The sequence below is a fragment of the Janthinobacterium sp. GW821-FHT03A03 genome (assembly GCF_059421435.1).
In genome coordinates this window covers 45,780-63,659 of record NZ_JBWKUZ010000009.1, presented here as the reverse complement: position 1 = coordinate 63,659, position 17,880 = coordinate 45,780, and the positions used below count along the sequence as shown (strand labels likewise).

General features: G+C 65.3%; 17 protein-coding genes. 7 read left to right on the top strand and 10 right to left on the bottom strand.

Annotated features, from left to right (window positions below; genetic code table 11):
* Positions 1–253 precede the first annotated feature (253 nt).
* Positions 254–592: a hypothetical protein gene (locus AC07VI_RS17795; protein WP_492993575.1), complete on the top strand. Its 339-nt coding sequence runs from the start codon at positions 254–256 to the stop codon at positions 590–592.
* Positions 593–599: 7 nt separating this feature from the next.
* On the opposite strand, the gene AC07VI_RS17790 is transcribed toward AC07VI_RS17795, so the two are convergent.
* Both AC07VI_RS17790 and AC07VI_RS17785 read right to left on the bottom strand, forming a co-directional pair.
* The gene (locus AC07VI_RS17790; RefSeq protein WP_086146348.1) at positions 600–1,751 is read right to left on the bottom strand and encodes a GGDEF domain-containing protein; all 1,152 of its coding nucleotides are present in this window, start codon (positions 1,749–1,751) and stop codon (positions 600–602) included.
* A 37-nt stretch (positions 1,752–1,788) separates the two neighbouring features.
* Positions 1,789–2,064 carry a hypothetical protein gene (locus AC07VI_RS17785; protein WP_076570163.1) on the bottom strand — a complete coding sequence of 92 codons (276 nt, stop codon included), beginning with the start codon at positions 2,062–2,064 and terminating at the stop codon, positions 1,789–1,791.
* A 217-nt stretch (positions 2,065–2,281) separates the two neighbouring features.
* Here AC07VI_RS17785 and AC07VI_RS17780 point away from each other — a divergent pair, with 217 nt between their 5' ends.
* Both AC07VI_RS17780 and AC07VI_RS17775 read left to right on the top strand, forming a co-directional pair.
* Positions 2,282–3,055 (top strand): spermine/spermidine synthase domain-containing protein, encoded by a 774-nt coding sequence (locus AC07VI_RS17780; protein WP_099375706.1) that lies wholly within the window; start codon positions 2,282–2,284, stop codon positions 3,053–3,055.
* A gap of 150 nt (positions 3,056–3,205) precedes the next feature.
* Positions 3,206–6,091, top strand: coding sequence for a bifunctional diguanylate cyclase/phosphodiesterase (locus AC07VI_RS17775; RefSeq protein ID WP_099375705.1), 2,886 nt, complete (start codon positions 3,206–3,208; stop codon positions 6,089–6,091).
* Between the two features lie 17 nt (positions 6,092–6,108).
* On the opposite strand, the gene AC07VI_RS17770 is transcribed toward AC07VI_RS17775, so the two are convergent.
* From AC07VI_RS17770 to AC07VI_RS17750, 5 genes are all read right to left on the bottom strand, one after another.
* A complete protein-coding gene (locus AC07VI_RS17770; protein WP_086146351.1) occupies positions 6,109–6,333 on the bottom strand; it encodes a hypothetical protein in 225 nt (74 codons plus the stop codon).
* A gap of 35 nt (positions 6,334–6,368) precedes the next feature.
* On the bottom strand, positions 6,369–7,250 hold the full coding sequence (locus AC07VI_RS17765; RefSeq protein ID WP_086146352.1) for a LysR family transcriptional regulator: 882 nt from the start codon (positions 7,248–7,250) through the stop codon (positions 6,369–6,371).
* A 91-nt stretch (positions 7,251–7,341) separates the two neighbouring features.
* On the bottom strand, positions 7,342–7,959 hold the full coding sequence (gene trhA, locus AC07VI_RS17760) for a PAQR family membrane homeostasis protein TrhA (RefSeq protein ID WP_086146353.1): 618 nt from the start codon (positions 7,957–7,959) through the stop codon (positions 7,342–7,344).
* Positions 7,960–8,093: 134 nt separating this feature from the next.
* Entirely contained in the window at positions 8,094–9,593 is a 1,500-nt protein-coding gene (locus tag AC07VI_RS17755; protein WP_492993571.1) for an NYN domain-containing protein, read from the bottom strand.
* A 111-nt stretch (positions 9,594–9,704) separates the two neighbouring features.
* Positions 9,705–10,805: a dienelactone hydrolase family protein gene (locus tag AC07VI_RS17750; protein ID WP_492993569.1), complete on the bottom strand. Its 1,101-nt coding sequence runs from the start codon at positions 10,803–10,805 to the stop codon at positions 9,705–9,707.
* Between the two features lie 263 nt (positions 10,806–11,068).
* On the opposite strand from AC07VI_RS17750, the gene AC07VI_RS17745 reads away from it, so the two are divergent.
* Entirely contained in the window at positions 11,069–11,440 is a 372-nt protein-coding gene (locus AC07VI_RS17745) for a flagellar basal body protein (RefSeq protein ID WP_492993567.1), read from the top strand.
* 25 nt (positions 11,441–11,465) lie between these two features.
* Here the strand turns inward: AC07VI_RS17745 and AC07VI_RS17740 are convergent, their stop codons facing one another.
* Entirely contained in the window at positions 11,466–12,065 is a 600-nt protein-coding gene (locus AC07VI_RS17740; protein ID WP_086146356.1) for a TetR/AcrR family transcriptional regulator, read from the bottom strand.
* A gap of 140 nt (positions 12,066–12,205) precedes the next feature.
* On the opposite strand from AC07VI_RS17740, the gene AC07VI_RS17735 reads away from it, so the two are divergent.
* From AC07VI_RS17735 to AC07VI_RS17725, 3 genes are read left to right on the top strand one after another with little or no spacing between them, the layout of a single operon-like run.
* Positions 12,206–13,267 carry a sugar phosphate isomerase/epimerase family protein gene (locus AC07VI_RS17735; RefSeq protein WP_492993565.1) on the top strand — a complete coding sequence of 354 codons (1,062 nt, stop codon included), beginning with the start codon at positions 12,206–12,208 and terminating at the stop codon, positions 13,265–13,267.
* Between the two features lie 13 nt (positions 13,268–13,280).
* A complete protein-coding gene (locus AC07VI_RS17730) occupies positions 13,281–14,153 on the top strand; it encodes an alpha/beta fold hydrolase (protein WP_492993563.1) in 873 nt (290 codons plus the stop codon).
* Entirely contained in the window at positions 14,150–15,079 is a 930-nt protein-coding gene (locus AC07VI_RS17725; protein ID WP_086146359.1) for an alpha/beta hydrolase, read from the top strand. The genes AC07VI_RS17730 and AC07VI_RS17725 overlap by 4 nt, the downstream gene beginning before the upstream one ends.
* Before the next feature lie 53 nt (positions 15,080–15,132).
* On the opposite strand, the gene AC07VI_RS17720 is transcribed toward AC07VI_RS17725, so the two are convergent.
* Both AC07VI_RS17720 and AC07VI_RS17715 read right to left on the bottom strand, forming a co-directional pair.
* On the bottom strand, positions 15,133–15,672 hold the full coding sequence (locus tag AC07VI_RS17720; protein WP_492993561.1) for a molybdopterin-dependent oxidoreductase: 540 nt from the start codon (positions 15,670–15,672) through the stop codon (positions 15,133–15,135).
* A gap of 30 nt (positions 15,673–15,702) precedes the next feature.
* Positions 15,703–17,691, bottom strand: a complete 1,989-nt coding sequence (locus tag AC07VI_RS17715) for a TonB-dependent receptor plug domain-containing protein (RefSeq protein WP_086146361.1) — start codon at positions 17,689–17,691, stop codon at positions 15,703–15,705.
* Between the last annotated feature and the right edge of the window lie 189 nt (positions 17,692–17,880).

Genomic DNA, 17,880 nt, shown 5'->3' with positions numbered 1-17,880 from the left:
GACGGCAAGAGGGTCCTGGCGTGCACCCGATAGCATAACTTGCTTAGCTTAAATGAAAGTTAGGGAATACACATCTCGCGTGACGGCGCCCCGCGCCTGACCCGCCTTTCAATCACCTTGCCACAGTGCACCTGCTTGCTACCAGTAACTATAGTCCCTTTGGTAACATGCCGTTGCAATTTTCTTGTCTTTTTGCTTCCTGCCGCCGTCATAATGCAGGGTCCGCCTTCCGGGCACCGACCAAGGACTAACCATGATTTCCATAAACAGCACAGCCATGCGCACGTTCTTCTTCGCGGGCAGCCTGCTGTGCGCCGCCGCGCACGCGGACACATCGCCAGCGCAGGCAGCGCAGGTTGACGCCAACTGGGCCACCGCGCCCGCGCCTGCCGCAGAGGCACGGTGGCAAGACAGCCTGCCGCCCGCGCCGCCGGTGGCGCCACGCGAAGAAAAGATACTGCCCAGGAGCGAATGGCTCACCGTGGAGCCGATGAAGGCGCCGGACCGGCGCTGCGATCCCGGCCTGGACGCCCTGTTCCTGCCCAAGGAGTGCGGCAAGGAACCGAGCTGGCTGGGCTCGCGCAAGAAGTAAAGCCGGCTTAAATGTCCAGCGTGCTGGCGCCCTGCGCCTCGACCACGCGGTTGCGGCCTGCCTGCTTGGCCGCCTGCAGCGCCTCGTCGGCCCGCTTGAACAGGCTGACGGTGCTGTCCTCGGCGCGGATAGTGGTCACGCCCAGGCTGGCCGTCAGCTGCAGCACGGCGCGTTCCGTCTTGACGGGCAGCGCCTCGACGGCGGCGCGGATGCGCTCGGCCACCATCAGCGCATCGGCCAGCGTCGTGCGCGGCAGCTGGATGGCGAATTCGGCACCGCCCAGGCGGCCCATCAGGTCGCTGTCGCGCAGCTGCTGGCGGCAGGTGTCGACGATGGTTTTCAGCACCGCGTCGCCCACCGGATGGCCATAGCTGTCGTTGACGCGCTTGAAATGGTCGATATTGAGCACCACCAGCGCCGTCGGCAGGCCGGGCCGGCGCGCCAGCGCCATCCACGGCGCCAGCGCCTGGTAAAAGCCGCGCCGGTTCGGCACGCCCGTGGCCGCGTCGAGCACTTCCAGGCGCGCCAGCTCGCCGGCCAGTTTTTCACGCGACAGCAGCAGGTAGCCGAAGGCATTCGTCAGCATCATCAGGTACAGCGCGCCGAAGCCGGCCAGCTGCATCAGCTCCGCATCGAAACCGGGCACGCTGGCGGCCAGCACGCCGCGCGCGGCGATCAGCAGCGACAGGATGCCCATGCTGACGACGAGGAAGCGGCGCAGCATGCTCGCCTCGCGCCACTTCAGGCACAGCGCGGCCACGCCGGCCAGGAAGAAGCCGGCCACGATCAGCGAACCGCCCGCGCTGCGCAGCAGCGGCGCCACCTCGAACAGATAGCAGGCGGCAAACAGCCCTATCGCCGCGCCCAGCGCCGGCAGCACATGGCGGCGCCAGCCGCTGCGTCCGGCCGCCTGCCACAGGGCACCGGCGTCCAGCGCCATGCCGGCGAACAGCAGGCTGTTGCCCAGCAAGATGGAGAGAAAATCGGGCAGCACGCCGCGGAAATACAGCAGACACCAGGCCACGGCCTGGCATTGCTTGGCCACCGCCCAGGTGGACATGCTGAGCGACTTCTTGCGCTCGTATTCGAAGAAGAACAGGGCCGCGCACAGGCTCAGGTTGCCAAGCGCCAGGGCCAGTACCAGGGTCTTGATATCCATGGGCTATGCCATCGCCGCGCCGGCGCGGCGCATCCTGTCAGATTTCGTGTTCGACATTGGTGCTGCCGTCGCCGACCTTGCTGGCCCAGGCCTGCACGAAGTACTGCTTCTCCGCTTCGCTGGGGGCTTCATGCCAGAAAACGATGAGGGTACCCTTGTGATCGTGGATTTGCGCCACTTTCTCGATGAAGCCGAAATTGGCGGCCTGGTCGGCCAGCGCCGCCGCGTAGCCATACACGCGCGTCAGCCGCTCGATGCGGTCAGGCTCCGTGAAACTATTCGTGGCCGTGATAATGGGGTGATCCAAAAACATGCTTGTCTCCATGGTGCCCGACTGCGCGGCCGTGCCGCCGCGTGCCACAGGCTGCCTTGCGCTGCTCCAGCTTGCACGCCGGGCGTGCAAGCGGCCAGCCCGCCTCTGCCATATATGGACGCTCGGTGCGGATTAATCGGGTATGCTCACGGGAGCTTATCAGATTTCTCTGAATGCAACAAAGCATCTCCCACCGTCCACTCAGCGAAGTCGCCCTATGCCGGATAGCAAACTCCCCGCCGCGCGCGCGCCCCAGGTGCATACCTGCGGCGACCGGCGCCGCCTCGAATTCCAGCCGGGCATGATCCAGAGCGAAATGCTGCTGTCGCGCCCCGACCATCTGCTGCTGCGCTACGCGCGCGCCATGATGTGCTTTACCCTGTTCGTGCCGCGCCCGCGGCATATCCTGATGGTGGGCCTGGGCGGCGGCTCGCTGGCGAAGTTCTGCCACCGCCACCTGCCCGACACCCGCATCACCGTACTGGAACTGCGCGCCGACGTGATCGCGCTGCGCGAGCAATTCATGCTGCCGCCCGACGACGCGCGCCTGCGCGTCATCGAAACGGACGCCGTCAGCTACATCCGCCAGCATCCGGGCTGCGCCGACGTGCTGCTGCTCGACGGCTACGACGAAACGGGCTTGCCGCCGGCCCTGGGCAGCGCGCGCTTCTACGCGGACTGCCTGCGCGCCCTGCTGCCCGGCGGCGTGCTGGTGGCCAACCTGTTCAGCTATGACGAGCACTACCCCGCCATGCTGAAACGCCTGATGCTGACCTTCCGCGGCGCCGTGTGCCAGTTCGACGGCATCGCCGGCAACAACTGCATCCTCTTCGCCGCCAGGCCGGACCAGCCGGGGAAGGGCCGCGCCGTGCGCGTCGTGCGCCTGGTGCGCTGGCGCCGCGCCGCAGGGCTGGCCTTCCTGAACCGGCTGCTGCCGGCATGGCAGTTGTGGCGTTTGCGCCGGCAATCAGGCGCACGCGGCAACCGATAGTCGTCCGCGATGGCCAGAGATATTGTTGCTTATTAGCAGCGATCTGGTGCAAAATTCGCATGATGGATGTGGTTTATGACAAACTACGGCCTGCGCGGGCCGGCAGGTGCTGCCGAGCAATTGTGTCCATGAAGTGAGATAGGAAAACCCATGTTGCGTGGCCGCCTGCCATTGTCGATTTCCGCTGCGGCCGCGCTGACCTTCGCCTGCGGCGTCAGCGTGACGGCCGTGCTGTTCGCCGCCATCAGCCAGCTTGAATACGACAAGATGAGCCTGAGCCTGCAGCAGCGCGCCGGCGCCAGAGTAGCGGCTATCGAACAGGGACTCGACGATGCGGTGGAAGTGCTGACCACGACGAACCAGCTGTTTGCGGCCGTCGTGCCCGTCACGCGCGAGCAATTCCACGATTTCACCACGCCGCTGCTGCAGCGCCACCCGTTCATCCAGGCCTTCAATTTTCACCGTCTCGTGCCGCATGCGCAGCGCGCCGCGTTCGAGGCCGGGCTGCGGCGCATCGCGCCCGACTATGCGATGACGGAAATGCGCGATGGCGCCATCCATCCCGTGGCCGAGCACGCAAACTACCTGATCGTCGATTATCTCGAACCGCTGCAGGGCAACCGCCCCGCCTTTGGCCTGAACGTGCGCCCGGACGGCTTGCTGGCCGGCGCGCTGGAACAGGCCATCGTCAGCGGCCAGACCACGGCCACCGGCCTGCTGGCCCTGGCGCAGGGGCCGCAGCGCGGCTTCGTCATCCTGCGCCCCGTGTACCGCCACGGCGCGCCGCTGCAGACCGTGCAGCAGCGGCGCGCGGCGCTGATCGGCGACACGGCGGCCGTCATCCGCGCCGGCGAGCTGGTACAGAAAATCCTCGCCGGCGCCGACCTGCTGGGCGACCCGCAACTGGAACTGAGCGTGTACGCGGACGCGGGCGCCGATCCCCGGCAACTGATCTTCCGGCACGGCCAGACGACTGTCGAAAACACGGCCGGCAACTGGCAATCGCTGCCCCGCTGGCTGCAGTTTGCCTACCACAGCCGCTACGACAGCGCCTTTTCCGCCGCCGGCCGGCCCTGGCATGTGCGCGTCGACGCCCATCCGCGCCCCTTCCTCGCCGACCACCTGGGCTCGCTGTTCACCCTCATCATGGGTTTGCTGTTCAGTCTGCTGACGGCCGCCTTCGTGCAATCGCTGACGCAGCGTTCGCGCCGCGTGCAGCTGCTGGTGGAGCAGCGCACCGCCGACCTCAAGCGCAGCAATGAACTGCTCAGCGCCGACGTGCGCGCGCGCCAGCGCACGGAGCGGGCGCTGCAGGAAAGCGAGAAGCGCTTCCGCCGCCTGCTGGCCCTGTCGTCGGACTGGTACTGGGAACAGGACGTCAATTTCTGCTTCACCCACATCACCAGCGGCTTCACGGACAAGTCGAACATGCCGCTGGAACGCTTCATCGGCATGCGGCGCTGGGACAACAACCCGGAGATGCGCAATTCACGCTGGGGCAAGCAGCATATCGCCACCCTGGAAGCGCACCTGCCGTTCTCCAACCTCGAATACGCGATGCACGACCGCAATGGCCAGCTGCGCTGGTTCAGCGTCAATGGCGAACCGCTGTTCAACGAGCTGGGCGAGTTTCGCGGCTACCGGGGCACGGGCTCGGAAATCACGGAGCGCAAGCTGGCCGAGCAGCAAATCCAGCATATCGCCCACCACGACGTGCTGACGGGCCTGCCCAACCGCGCCCTGCTGCGCGACCGCCTGACGCAGGCCATGGCCCTGTCGCGCCGCAAGAACCGCGCGCTGTGGGTGCTGTTGATCGACCTCGACCGTTTCAAGTTCGTCAACGACAGCCTGGGCCACAAGGCGGGCGACCTGCTGCTGAAAACCATCGCCACGCGCCTGCAGGCCAGCCTGCGCGAAAGCGATACGGTGGCGCGCCTGTCGGGCGACGAATTCGTCGCCATCCTGTGCGAGCAGGCCGACGAAGCGCTCAGCGGCGCCATCGTGCAGCGCGTGATGGATGCCGTGGCCCAGCCGGTATTGCTCGACGGCAAGGAATTCTTCGTCACCTGCAGCATCGGCGTGGCCGTCTACGACATGTCGCGCTACGACGCCCCCGGCGACGTGACCCTCAATGGCGAGACGCAGAACCTGATCGAGCAGGCCGACATCGCCATGTACTGCGCCAAGAAACAGGGCCGCAACAACATCAAGTTCTACACCACGGCCATGAACCAGGCCACACTGGAGCGCCTGCGCATCGAAACGGCGCTGCGCAACGCCCTCGAACGCGAGCAGTTCGTGCTGCACTATCAACCGCAGCTGGACCTGGCCAGCGGCCGCATCGTCGGCGTGGAGGCGCTGCTGCGCTGGCAGCATCCGGACCTTGGCATGGTGGCGCCGAACCGCTTCATCGCGCTGGCCGAGGATACGGGCCTGATCGTGCCGATCGGCGCCTGGGTCATGCGCCAGGCCTGCGCCCAGGTCAAGGCCTGGCATCGGGAGGGGCTGGGCAATCTGCGCCTGGCCGTCAACCTGTCGGCGCGCCAGTTCAACGAGCCGAACCTGGTTGCCTCGATCGCCGCAGTGCTGGCCGAAACGGACCTGGCGCCGGCCTGCCTGGAGCTGGAATTGACGGAAAGCCTGTTCATGCACGACGTGGCGCTGGCCGTGAGCCAGCTGCACGACATGAAGGCGCTGGGGGTGCAACTGTCGATCGACGATTTCGGCACCGGTTATTCCAGCTTCGCCTACCTGCGCACCTTCCCCATCGACGTGCTGAAAATCGACCGCAGCTTCATCAACGACGTGGCGCGCGATGCGGACGACGCGGCCATCGTCGTCTCCATCATCGCGCTGGCGCACAATTTGAAGCTGCGCGTGGTGGCCGAAGGCGTGGAAACGGCGGAACAGCTCGATTATCTGCGCAGTCACGATTGCGACGAGGCGCAAGGCTATTACTTCAGCCATCCGCTGCCGGCGCACGAGGTGGAACTGCTGCTGCGGGCCGAAACGAAGGACGTGAACGCCATGGCCTGACGCGGCGTGCGCGCCGGCTAGCGCGCCGGCAGCCTGGCGAGCAGCGCCAGTTCCTCCCAGTCGTCAGCGAGGCCGGCTGCCGCCAGAAACTCCGCCACGCCCTCGCTGGCGTCGATATCGGGCGCGCTGTCCGGATCGGCCCACAGGTTGTCGCATTCGGTGCAAACGACCACCTTTTGCCCCGTCTTCCTGACTTTCGCAAGAACCAGGTCGCCGTATTCGTCGCAGGTGGGACACTGCATGATTGCCTCCTTCGCCGGAACAGGCATGGGTCCGCCTACAGCTTCTGCTGCAGGAATTCGAGGAAGCAGCTGATGCGCTGCGCCAGCTGCGTATTGCGGTAGTACACGGCGTGGATCTGCTGGCGGTAGCCTGTATAGAACGGTTCGAGCACCTTGACCAGGCGGCCGGCGGCGATGTCGTCACGCGTCATGAAGTCGGACAGGCAGACGATGCCCTGGTCGTGCAGGGCCAGCTGGCGCAGGGTCTCGCCGCTGGAGGCGGCCAGCGCGGGCACGATTTGCAGGCTGTTGCCGGCGGCGTGGCGCAGCGGCCAGCTATTCCCCGGCTCATATTGCGCAAAGCCCAGCAGCGCGTGGGCAGCCAGGTCTTCCGGCGTGGCGGGCGTGCCGTGGCGCGCCAGGTAGGCGGGCGTGGCCAGCACGTGCAGCGGGCTGGCGCTGAGCGGGCGGGCATGCAGGGTCGAGTCGACCAGGGCGCCGATGCGGATGGCGATATCGGTACGGTGCTCGAGCAGGTCGGCGATCTGGTCATTGCTGGTCAGCTCCAGGCGGATGTCCGGGTACATGGCGCGAAATTGCGCCATGTGGGGCACCACGCAATGGAGCATGAAGGGCGAGGCGGCGTCCACGGAAAGACGCCCGGCCGGCTTCTGGCGGCGGATGCGGATCGATTCCTCCACGTCTTCCATCGAGGCGAGGATGGCGCGCGCCTTGTCCAGGAACAGCTGCCCTTCTTCCGTCAGCTCCATGCGCCGCGTGGTGCGCGTCAGCAGCGAGGTGGCCAGCTTGTCTTCCAGGCGGGACAGGGCGCGGCTGACGCCCGAGGTGGTTTGTCCCAGGTGCACGGCGGCCGCGCTCAGGGTGCCGCTGTCGATGACGGTGACGAAGATTTTCAGATCGTCCGAATTGATATCCATTGTTGCCTTATTATTGCTGCATTGTTGCCCGAGTTTCACATATCGCGTCATTATAATGGAATCGTGGCAACAGTGAAGGCGGCAGACAACGTCAGGCAACGTAGAACAAAATGGCGATAAAATGACAGCTACTGCCGGCCAGCACGAACAGGTGCCAGATGCCGTGGCCATGGCGCAGCTTGTGGTCGGTGGCATAAAAAACAATGCCGCCCGTGTAGCACAGGCCGCCGGCGACCAGCCACAAAAAGCCGTTCCACTCGAGCGCCGCCAGCAGCGGCTTGATGCCGATGACGACGAGCCAGCCCATGGCCACGTAAATCACCAGCGACAGGATGCGCGCGCCGCTGGCATACACATATTCCTGCACGATGCCGAACAGCGCGAGGCCCCAGACGACGCCGAACAGCGACCAGCCCCATGGCCCGCGCAGCGTCACCAGCATGAACGGCGTGTAGGTGCCCGCGATGAGCAGGTAGATGGCGCAGTGGTCGAGGCGCTGCAGCACGGCCTTGGCCTTGCCGCGCACGCTGTGGTACAGGGTGGAAGTGAGGTAGAGCGTGAGCAGCATGGCCGCATACACGCTGCAGCTGACGATTTTCCAGGGGTCGCCCGTGCGGGCCGCCACGACGATCAGGATGACGCCGCCGATGGCCGCCAGCGCGGCGCCCACCGTATGGGAAATGCTGTTGAACCGTTCACCGTGATACATGCCTGACCGCCCGCCTCGTTAAAAACAGGCTCATCGTACACGCTTGGGGGAACGGGGGGCGCGGTTTGCGCAAGGCAAGGCCAGAAAAGCCGGGGCGCATGCGCTTGCCGCCCCGCTTGTTCCTGCTCAGGCTATCAAGCCGCTTCCGCCTTCTTGCGCGCGGGACGGCGCGCCGGCGTCTTGCGCGGCGCCTTGGCCGGCTTGTCCTCCGCCACGACGGCCGCTTCCACCGGCGCCGCCTCAATCACGGGCGCCGCTTCAACCACGGCGTCGGCCGCTTTCTTGGCCGGCTTTTTCGCCGCAGCCGCCTTGCGGGCCGGCGTGCGCGGCTTGGCCTTCGGCTTGGCTTCGGCGGCGGCTGCCACGACCGCTTCCGGGACCGGCTCAGGCACCGGCTCGGGTGCCGGCTCGGGTGCCGGCGCGGCTTGCGCTACCTCAAGGGCCCCGGCACGCGCTTCGCGGGCGCCGTCGCCATTCTTGCGGCCACCGCGGCCATTGCGGCGCGAACCGCGCTTGGCGCTGCTTTCGTCCGCCACCGCTTCGGCCACTTCATGCAGGACCTCGGGTTGCGGCGCTTCCGGATACGGCTCGATGACGGCGACGGCCGCTTCGGCCTCGGCCACCGGCACGAAGGCCTGTGGCGCGGACTCGCCGCGGCGCTGCTCGTTCTGCTTGCGGCCGCCACGGCCATTGCGGCGCGAATCACGGCGGCTGCCGCCTTCGCGGCTGCCCTCTTCGGCCGTCACGACCGTTTCGCCGGCGACGACTGCTTCGCTGGCCACATCGCCGCTCACGGCGGCCGGCACGGCCGCCAGGGCGTTGCTGCGGTAGACGTAGGCGCCCGATTTCTCATCGCGGCCAAATTCCAGCAGGCCGCGCGTCTGCGCTTCTTCCAGCAGGTTGCCGAAGGTGCGGAAGCCGTAATACGACTCGCTGAAGTCGGGCTTGCGGCGCTTGATCGCCTCTTTCAGCATCGAAGCCCAGATCTTGCCGCTGTCGCCGCGCTCGGAGACCAGCGCGTCGAAGGTGGCGACGGCCATCTCGATCGCTTCCGTCTTGCGCGACTCGTATTTTTCCTTGCGGCGCACTTCCTCGTCGGGCGAACGCTTGGCTGCCGGCGTTTCGCGCGCGTCGCGCTTGGCGGCCGTGCGGCGGCTCTCGCGCACCAGGTCATCGTAGAAAATGAATTCGTCGCAGTTCGCCACGAGCAGGTCGGAGGTCGACTGCTTGACGCCCACGCCGATCACCTGCTTGGCGTTTTCGCGCAGTTTCGATACCAGCGGCGAGAAATCGGAGTCGCCGCTGATGATGACGAAGGTATTCACATGGGCCTTGGTGTAGCACAGGTCGAGCGCGTCGACGACCAGGCGGATGTCGGCCGAATTCTTGCCCGACTGGCGCACGTGGGGGATTTCGATCAGCTCGAAGTTCGCCTCATGCATGGTGCCCTTAAAACTTTTATAACGGTCCCAGTCGCAATATGCCTTCTTGACAACGATGCTGCCCTTGAGCAGCAAGCGTTCCAGGATAGGTTTGATATCGAATTTTTCGTAATTTGCATCTCGCACGCCGAGCGCGACGTTTTCAAAGTCGCAAAACACGGCCATGCTGAGGTTTTCTGGGGATGACGCCATAAGGGTGAATTCTCGCTGATGATAAGGGCGGACGGGAAGCGCAACGCCTCCCTTTTCGCCTAGTATATTCGCCCATCCCCCGTTTCGGCGACAACTATCGTGCGCAGCCGCTTAATCGGCGCCGCCGGCGGCGCTTGCGCTGGGGACGCGAGCGCCGCCCGGCCACACGACGCTCTCATCGACCGAGTATAGCTGGCAGGGGGTGCTGCTGCGCCGCTGGCACGACGCCAGCGCGCGGAAATCGGGACTTTCGCCCTCTTCCGCCCAGCCCCAGGCGCCGCTGGCCGAGACGGCAAAGGCGCGCGGCGTAGTCTTGCCGAGGAAGGTGCGGTAGGCGGCGCGCCCCTGCTCGGCCAGGTAAGGCACGGCGGCGATGTCGCCCTGCAGCGCGAAATGCGTGTCGGGCGGAGACGGCGCATCGGCCACAGCGTAGACCTGGCGCACCGGCATGCCGATTTTTTGCAGGAAACGCTCGGCGGGCGGCAGCCAGACGGCCACGCCATCGCGGCTGCCCAGGGTCAGGTGGGCGTCGCGCTTGAACGGTCCGTAGGCAAACAGCTCGCCCCTGCCGCCCGAGCCGGCAAACGAGTGGAACAGGCGCTGCACCAGCGCCGGCGCAAAATAGGAGTCGTTCGCGCCATACAGCCACAGGCTGGGGATGCGGCTGTAGGCGCCGAAGGTGGCGAAGGCCTTGGCCAGGGCCGACGGCCAGTCGCAGCCTGGCATGTCGACGCGCAAGCCCCCGGCGAAATTGAACACCCCGCGCACGCCGGGCAGCGCCCGGGTAGCCAGCGCCAGCGCCGCCATGCCGCCATACGACTGGCCGGCCACGACGATGCGCTCGGGGTCGACCCAGCTCTGGCGCCGGGCATAGGCCAGCGCATCGAGCACGTCGCGCGCCTGCCCACGGGCGTTGGCCAGCATGTCGCAGCCGAAATCGCGGTAAGTGCCCGTGGATTGGGCAAATCCAGTGCGCATGGGCAACATCACGGCATAGCCGCGGCGCACGAATTCGGTCGCCATGTAGATGAAGCGCTCGCGCTGCTGCTGCCTGGCCGGCCCCGCCTGTTTGCCATGATTCATCAGCAACAGGGGAAACGGGCCGGGGCCGCCGGGGCGAAATACCGTCGTTTCCAATGCTTCATGCATGCCGTCACCGGCAGGCACCATGATGATCTGCTCGTTCAGGCGCGCATCGAGCGGCAATGGCACGCGCTGGGCTTGCGAGGGAAGGCAGAGCGAGCCGAGCAGCAAACTCGGCGACAACAGGCGGGCGACGCGGGAAATGGCGGACTCCTGATCAGGCGCATGAACGATTCCCAGCCAGTCTAGGCAGCGCCATGCCACAGAACAATATCAAACAGTTACGTTAAATAATTTTTTTTAGAGAAAACAACGGGCAGGAAAATTATTGCCTTGCGCCAAGCACTTTTCCGCTGGCGGGAGTAAACTGGAAGCCTTCTGAAGGAGTCGCCATGTCCATATCCGCCCTCACCACCGGTACCTCGGGGCTGACCGCCAACCAGCGCGCGCTGGACGTGGCCGCCAACAATGTCGCCAATGCGAATACGCCGGGCTTCCAGCCGCAATCGGCCAACTTCCAGGAAGCCAGCCCGGCCGGCACGGGCGTCACCCTCTCCGTCGAAGGGCGCAAGCTGGCCGCCAGCGAAAGCGTCAGCGGCGCCAACGCGAATGCGGCCAAGGCAGCCGAAAGCCGGCCGAACGGCGTGGGCCTCGCTTCCGAACTGACCGATAACCTCGTCTACAAGGCTGGTTTTAATTTATCGGCAAATGTCGTCAAGGCGGCCGACCAGGCCCTGGGCAGCCTGATCGACGTCAAGACTTGAAGACACCGACTATCGACAAGCTAGTCTAGCTTTGCATTTCCAGCGCCAGCGGCGCCATGGCCGGCGTGATCAGCGCCAGCAGCCGTTCGGCAGGAATGCCGTCGCGCGCCTGCACCGACAAACCGTGCAGCAAGGCCGCATAGTAGTCGCCCAGCGCCTGCACGTCCGCCTCTCCTTTTAATTCCCCAGCCAGCTGCGCCGCGCGCAGGCGCTCGATGACGGCTTGCGTGCGCGCGCGGCGGTGCTGCGCCAGCCAGTCGGCGATGCCGGCGTTGTCCGCGCTCGTATTCGTGGCGGCCGTGACCACCATGCAGCCTTGCGGCTGGCCGCTGCGCGTGTACAGCAGCACGGCTTCTTCCAGCATGCGCGCCACCGCGTCGCGCACGCTCAGGCTGGCCGCCAGCGCGTGCACGGCAAACGCGCCTTCTCCCGTTTCATACAGTTCCACGGCTTCGCGGAACAACTGCTCCTTCGAGCCGAACGCCGCATAGATGCGCGCCGAGGCAATGCCCAGCGCCGCCACCAGGTCGGCCATCGATACGCCTTCGTAGCCGCGCGTCCAGAACGCGTCGCGCGCTTTTTCCAGCGCCAGCGCGCGGTCAAATTCCCTCGGTCTTCCTGCCATCTTGATCCTCTGCTTGCGAAGTGGCGGCCAGTATAACGCCTGGCGCCCGCGGCGCGTTCCCGATTTATTTTGCATCAGCGTCTTGACCGGACGGGAAATTTCGCCTATTCTTTGTCGATCGACAAACAATAGGAGCCGATATGAAAACCATCCAAGGACCAAGCCTGCACCTGGCACAATTCGCCGCCGACACGGCGCCCTTTAACACCCTGCCCGCCATTGCCGAGTGGGCGGCCGGCATGGGCTTCAAGGCCCTGCAGATTCCCGCCTGGGATGCGCGCCTGTTCGACGTGGCGCAAGCCGCGCACAGCCAGCAATACTGCGACGAGCTGGTGGCCATGCTGGCCAGCCATGGCCTCGTCATCAGCGAACTGACGACGCACATCCTCGGCCAGCTGGTGGCCGTGCACCCGGCCTACGACGCGCTGTGCGACAGCTTCGCCCCGGCACACCTGCACGGCCAGCCGGCCGCGCGCACCGAGTGGGCCATCGAGCAAGTGAAACTGGCGGCCATGGCCTCGAAACGCCTGGGCCTGACCGACATGGGCACGTTCTCCGGCTCGTTCGCCTGGCCCTACCTGTTCCCGTTCCCGCAGCGCCCGCCCGGCCTGATCGAGGCGGCTTTCGACGAGCTGGCGCGCCGCTGGCTGCCCATCCTCGACGTATGCGAGGAACAGGGTGTCAACCTGTGCTACGAAATCCACCCGAGCGAAGACCTGCATGACGGCATCAGCTTCGAGATGTTTTACAAGCGCGTGGGCCGCCATCCGCGCTGCAAGATGCTGTTCGATCCCAGCCACTTCGTGCTGCAGCAGCTCAATTACCTGGAATTCATCGATATCTACAAGGACCACATCCGCATGTTCCATGTGAAGGATGCGGAATTCAATCCGACCGGACGGCAAGGCATCTATGGCGGCTACCAGTCGTGGGAAAACCGCGCCGGGCGCTTCCGCTCGCTGGGCGATGGTCAGGTCGATTTCAAGGCGATTTTTTCGAAGATGGCGCAGAACGACTACGCCGGCTGGGCCACGCTGGAATGGGAGTGCTGCCTGAAAGACCAGGAGGTAGGGGCGCGCGAAGGCGTGGCCTTCATCAACGCCCACATCATCCCCGTGACTGACAAGATCTTCGACGACTTCGCCGGCGCCCCCGTCAGCGCGCAGCAGATCAACACCCTGCTCGGCATCGAGCATAACTAAACAAGGAAACCCAATGAACGATTTTACCGACGAATTTACACATGATTACGTCCGCCTCGACGGCGAGCGCCTGCATTGCGTCATCGCTGGTCCCGGCACCGGCAAGCCCGTGCTGCTGATTCCCGGCTGGCCGCAGACCTGGTACGCGTGGCGCCATGTGATGGCGGCGCTGGCCGCCAACGGCTATCAGGCCATCGCCATCGACCCGCCGGGCAGCGGCCACTCCAGCCGGCCGGCCGGCGGCTATGACACCGGCGCCGTGGCGGCCACCCTGCACCGCGCCATGCTGGCCCTGGGCCACGCGCAGTACGACGTGGTGGGCCATGACATCGGCATGTGGGTGGGCTACGCGCTGGCCAGCGATTTCCCGCAGGCGGTGACGAAACTGGCGCTGACGGAAGCCGTGATTCCCGGCCTGGCGCCCGCGCCGCCGATTTTTGTCGCGCCGTCCGACAACATCTTCCTGTGGCACTTCATGTTCAACCAGGTGCTGGATTTGCCGGAAATGCTCACTGCAGGCAAGGAGCGCGAATATATCCGCTTCATTTTCGACCGCTGGTCATACCGCCGCGACCAGGTCGCCGTCGACGTGTATGCGGACGCCTACGCCACGCCGGGCGCCCTGCGCGCCGGTTTCGCCTACTACCGGGCGATTCCGAAAACCATCCGGCAAAACCTGGAACGGGCAAAACGCAGCCTGGCCATGCCCGTGCTGGCCATCGGCGCCGACCACGCGACCAATGATGCCCCGCTGCTGACCATGCAGGGCAAGGCGGATATTCTCAAAGGCGCCATCGTCGCCGAATGCGGCCACTTCATCATGGAAGAACAGCCGCAAGCGTTCATCGCCCATCTGCTGCCCTTCCTGGCAGGAGATGCGGCATGAGCCTGGACCCGCTGATCGCCGCCTGGCTGGAACAGACGAAAGACGCGCCGCCGCCCGCCTCGCTGGCGGACCTGCGCGCAGCCACGGAAACGGGGTTGCGCCAGCTGCACGGCGCCCTGGAGGAAGTGGCGTCCGTCACCGACTACGTGCTGCCCGGCGAACATGCGCTGACCGTGCGCGCCTACATGCCGGCCGGCGCGGACATGGGCCAGCCCTTGCCGGCCATCGTCTTCGCGCACGGCGGCGGATGGTGTCTGTGTTCGCTGGACCTGTACGACAATCCATGCCGCGCGCTGGCCAACGCCACCGGCTGCGTGATTTTCTCCGTCGACTACCGGCTGGCGCCCGAGCACAAGTTCCCCGTGCCGCTAAGCGACTTTTACAGTGCCCTGTGCTGGGTCGCCGACCAGGCGGAGATGCTGGGCATCGATGCGAAACGCCTGGCCGTGGGCGGCGACAGCGCCGGCGGCAACCTGGCCGCGGCAGCGGCCCTGATGGCGCGCGACCAGGCCGGACCGGCGCTGGCGCACCAGCTGCTGCTGTACCCGGCGCTCGATTTCGCCTTCGACACGCCTTCCTACCAGCGCTACGCGGATGGCCATTCGCTGACCCGGGAAGCGATGCGTTTTTGCTGGTCTGCCTACCTGAACGAGCCGGCCGACGGCGCGCAGCCTTACGCGGCGCCCCTGCGGGCGGCCTCGCTGAAGGACTTGCCGCCGGCGACGGTGCTGGTGTGTGAATACGATCCGCTGCATGACGAAGGCGAAGCCTATGCGCGGTATTTGCGCGACGACGGCGTGGCGGTGCAGTGCGTGCAGCTCGACGGCATGATCCACGCATCGATGCACATGCTGGGCCTGACGCCAGCGGCGCGGGGACTATTTGACATCGCAGGCCAGGCGATGCGGCAAGCGCTGGCAACATAAAAAAACGCGCCGGGGATGGCTCCACGGCGCGTTTTTCCTCCATCAGCTGCGCATCACTCCACCAGCTTGCGCACCTCAATGCCATTGAGCCACTTCACATGGCGCGGGCCCGTGCGGATGTCCTTCGCCGAGATGAGGGCAATCTCTCCATCGTTGTCGTCGAGCGCCTTGCCGTTCTTTTCATAGTAGACGATCACGCCCTCGCCGGCCGGAGCGTTATACAGCTCGCCCCAGGAAAACACCACCGCATAGCCGTCGGTGGCCGTGGCGATGACGGCGAGCTTCTTGACGTCGTTATGGCCGGGCGCATCGAGCACCGCCTTGTCGAGAATGTCGCGCAGGCGCACGCCCTTGTAGCTGGTGATGGTCTCGGCCTTGTCGCCATTGTGCCGCGTGACGACGATTTCCCCGCCGTTGGCCGGCGGCAGCTGGCGCAGGTCGGTCACCTTCAGGCTCAACGGCGTTTCCACCATGCCCGTCACGGCCAGCGCGTGGCTCATATTGTCGCGCGCGGGAGCAGGAGCGGCAGACCACGCGGGCGCCGCGGCCAGCAACGCCACCGAGGTAAAGCCAGCCAATATTTTCTTCAACATGCTGTGTCCTTTCATTGAGTAGTCAAAAAATCAGAACTGGTACTGCGCATTGGCCAGCCATGTGCGGCCCGCGCCGGGAAAGCCGTCGGCCAGCGCAAAATTGCGGTCACCGAGGTTCGCCACGCCCGCTTCCAGTGTCAAAGCCGGCAACGGGCGGTACACGGCCTTCAGGTTCAGCGTGGCAAAGCCGCCCAATTCCAGCGTATTCGAGACCCAGCGTCCGCTGTTCGCTTCAGCGATGGCCACCACGTCGACCTGGCGCGCCGCGTGCAGCACGGCATGCGCCGTCAGCTTGTGGCGCGGCACGTCCGTCAGGCGCGTGGCGCGGTCGCTGACATTTTTCATGTCCGTGTACGTGTAATTGCCGCCGACCTCCAGCCAGGCGCCGGCGCGGCCACGCAAACCCAGCTCCACGCCGCTGATATGCGCCCTGCCCACGTTCTGCATCTGCGCACGCACGCCAGAAACATTCGCCACGCTCTGAATCTTGTCCTTCACGTCGCTGTAGAACAGCGCCGCTTCCAGGCTGGCGCCCTGCACGTTTCCCTGATACCCAAGCTCATAGTTCATCGCCTCTTCCGCGCGCAAGGCCGGGTTTTCGATATACGTGCCCAGGCGCTGCGAGTAGCGGTCCTTCAGGGTCGGCAGACGCGACTTGCGCGCCACGGTGGCGTACACGCGCGAGTCAAGACCAGTCTTGTGGAACAATCCCGCCTGCAGGTCGGTGGCCGACTGATTGCCGGGCAAGGTATAGGCATTGCCGGCGCTGTAGACGGTGTCCGGGCGCAGCGCGTTGCGCGAGGCGCCCAGCGACAGTTCCGTCGCCGCATTGAGGGCGATGCTGTCTTCCGCGCCCAGGGTCCACAGCGCATCCTTGTACCAGGTGTTGCGCACGCCCCTGGCGTCGAGTTCCTGGTGCTCGTCGGCCTTGTAGCTGGCGACAAAGCGCAGGCTGTGCGCGGCCAGGCGGAACGATTCGAGTTCCACCGCGCCGCCATTCGTGCGGTCGTTGTAGATGCTGCGCCCGCCGCTGACGCTGCCCTGGCCGCTGGTCTTGATGGTGCTGTAGCTGCCATTGGTGAACGAGGTGATTTCATTGTCGTAGCTGTCGTGGTAAAGGCGCAGTTTCAGGCGTTCCTGCTGGCCCAGTCGCGTCTGCGAGACGAAATACACGCTTTCCTTGTTCCAGTACGGCCATTGCCAATAGCGGGCGCCGGCGGGATTCGTCGATGGCGGCTGCCCCTTTTCGCCATGCTGCTTGTAGTAGCTGAAGGCATACTCGTCGCCGCCCGCCGGCGTGTAGCCCACCTTGAACGACAGTTTATGGTCCTTGCGATACGCGTTGTTGCGCATGCCGCCGTCTTCCGTGGCCGTGGGGCGGAAATCGGACGACATGGGGAAGCCGTCGCTGTCGATGTACGACACGCCCGCCTGCAGATACCACAAACCCTGGTTCGTGCCCACGTTCGCCGACACCTGGCGCTCGCTGCCGGAGCCGAAACCGACGGATACGTCGCCCTCCATCGGCGCGGACGGCTTGCGCGAGATCAGGTTGATGGCGCCGCCCAGGGTATTGGCGCCATACGCCACGGAGCTGTAGCCCTTGGCCACCTGGATGGCGGCCAGGTCGGCCGTCGTAAATCGGTTGAAGTCGACGTAGCCGTCATACGGCACGTAGACGGGAATGCCGTCGATGTACAGCGGCACCTGGCGCGCATCGAAGCCGCGTAGGGCGACGGTTTTCTCGTTGCGCGAATTGGTCGACAGCGACACGCCCGAGAGCAAATTCAAGGCGTCTCCCACGTTGTCGCGGTTAAAGCGGCGCATCTCGGCCCGGCTCACTTGCGAGGCCACCTGCTGCTCCATCTGGCCTGCCTGCTCCCGCTGGCCTACCACTGTCACCGTGCCCAGCACGAACGGCGCCGCCCCATCCACCTCATCCTTGCCGCTTGTCTGCTGCGCCTGCGCCATTTGCGCCAGCGCCAGCATCACCGCGCCTGCCATTACCTGTTTCAACATCGTCTTGATCTTTCCACTCTCGCTATATATCGTCTTATATAACGATATTCAAAAAAGCGGCCGCCTTGCGACAGCCGTTACCCAGCAGCGCAATATACAGACGTATATAGCGATGCTCAAGCGACAAGACCAAAAGCGTGCGTGCAAGTCAAATTTCAGGCCTTTTTCATGCATTGCAGCATTTCGCTA

Bases quoted from the DNA above. Each gene is read 5' to 3' on its own strand.
- AC07VI_RS17715 (WP_086146361.1), bottom strand. From the start codon at position 17,691: ATGTTGAAACAGGTAATGGCAGGCGCGGTGATGCTGGCGCTGGCGCAA.
- AC07VI_RS17725 (WP_086146359.1), top strand. From the start codon at position 14,150: ATGAGCCTGGACCCGCTGATCGCCGCCTGGCTGGAACAGACGAAAGAC.
- trhA (WP_086146353.1), bottom strand. From the start codon at position 7,959: ATGTATCACGGTGAACGGTTCAACAGCATTTCCCATACGGTGGGCGCC.
- AC07VI_RS17785 (WP_076570163.1), bottom strand. From the start codon at position 2,064: ATGTTTTTGGATCACCCCATTATCACGGCCACGAATAGTTTCACGGAG.
- AC07VI_RS17775 (WP_099375705.1), top strand. From the start codon at position 3,206: ATGTTGCGTGGCCGCCTGCCATTGTCGATTTCCGCTGCGGCCGCGCTG.
- AC07VI_RS17730 (WP_492993563.1), top strand. From the start codon at position 13,281: ATGAACGATTTTACCGACGAATTTACACATGATTACGTCCGCCTCGAC.
- AC07VI_RS17795 (WP_492993575.1), top strand. From the start codon at position 254: ATGATTTCCATAAACAGCACAGCCATGCGCACGTTCTTCTTCGCGGGC.
- AC07VI_RS17720 (WP_492993561.1), bottom strand. From the start codon at position 15,672: ATGTTGAAGAAAATATTGGCTGGCTTTACCTCGGTGGCGTTGCTGGCC.
- AC07VI_RS17780 (WP_099375706.1), top strand. From the start codon at position 2,282: ATGCCGGATAGCAAACTCCCCGCCGCGCGCGCGCCCCAGGTGCATACC.
- AC07VI_RS17790 (WP_086146348.1), bottom strand. From the start codon at position 1,751: ATGGATATCAAGACCCTGGTACTGGCCCTGGCGCTTGGCAACCTGAGC.
- AC07VI_RS17770 (WP_086146351.1), bottom strand. From the start codon at position 6,333: ATGCAGTGTCCCACCTGCGACGAATACGGCGACCTGGTTCTTGCGAAA.
- AC07VI_RS17755 (WP_492993571.1), bottom strand. From the start codon at position 9,593: ATGGCGTCATCCCCAGAAAACCTCAGCATGGCCGTGTTTTGCGACTTT.
- AC07VI_RS17735 (WP_492993565.1), top strand. From the start codon at position 12,206: ATGAAAACCATCCAAGGACCAAGCCTGCACCTGGCACAATTCGCCGCC.
- AC07VI_RS17765 (WP_086146352.1), bottom strand. From the start codon at position 7,250: ATGGATATCAATTCGGACGATCTGAAAATCTTCGTCACCGTCATCGAC.
- AC07VI_RS17745 (WP_492993567.1), top strand. From the start codon at position 11,069: ATGTCCATATCCGCCCTCACCACCGGTACCTCGGGGCTGACCGCCAAC.
- AC07VI_RS17740 (WP_086146356.1), bottom strand. From the start codon at position 12,065: ATGGCAGGAAGACCGAGGGAATTTGACCGCGCGCTGGCGCTGGAAAAA.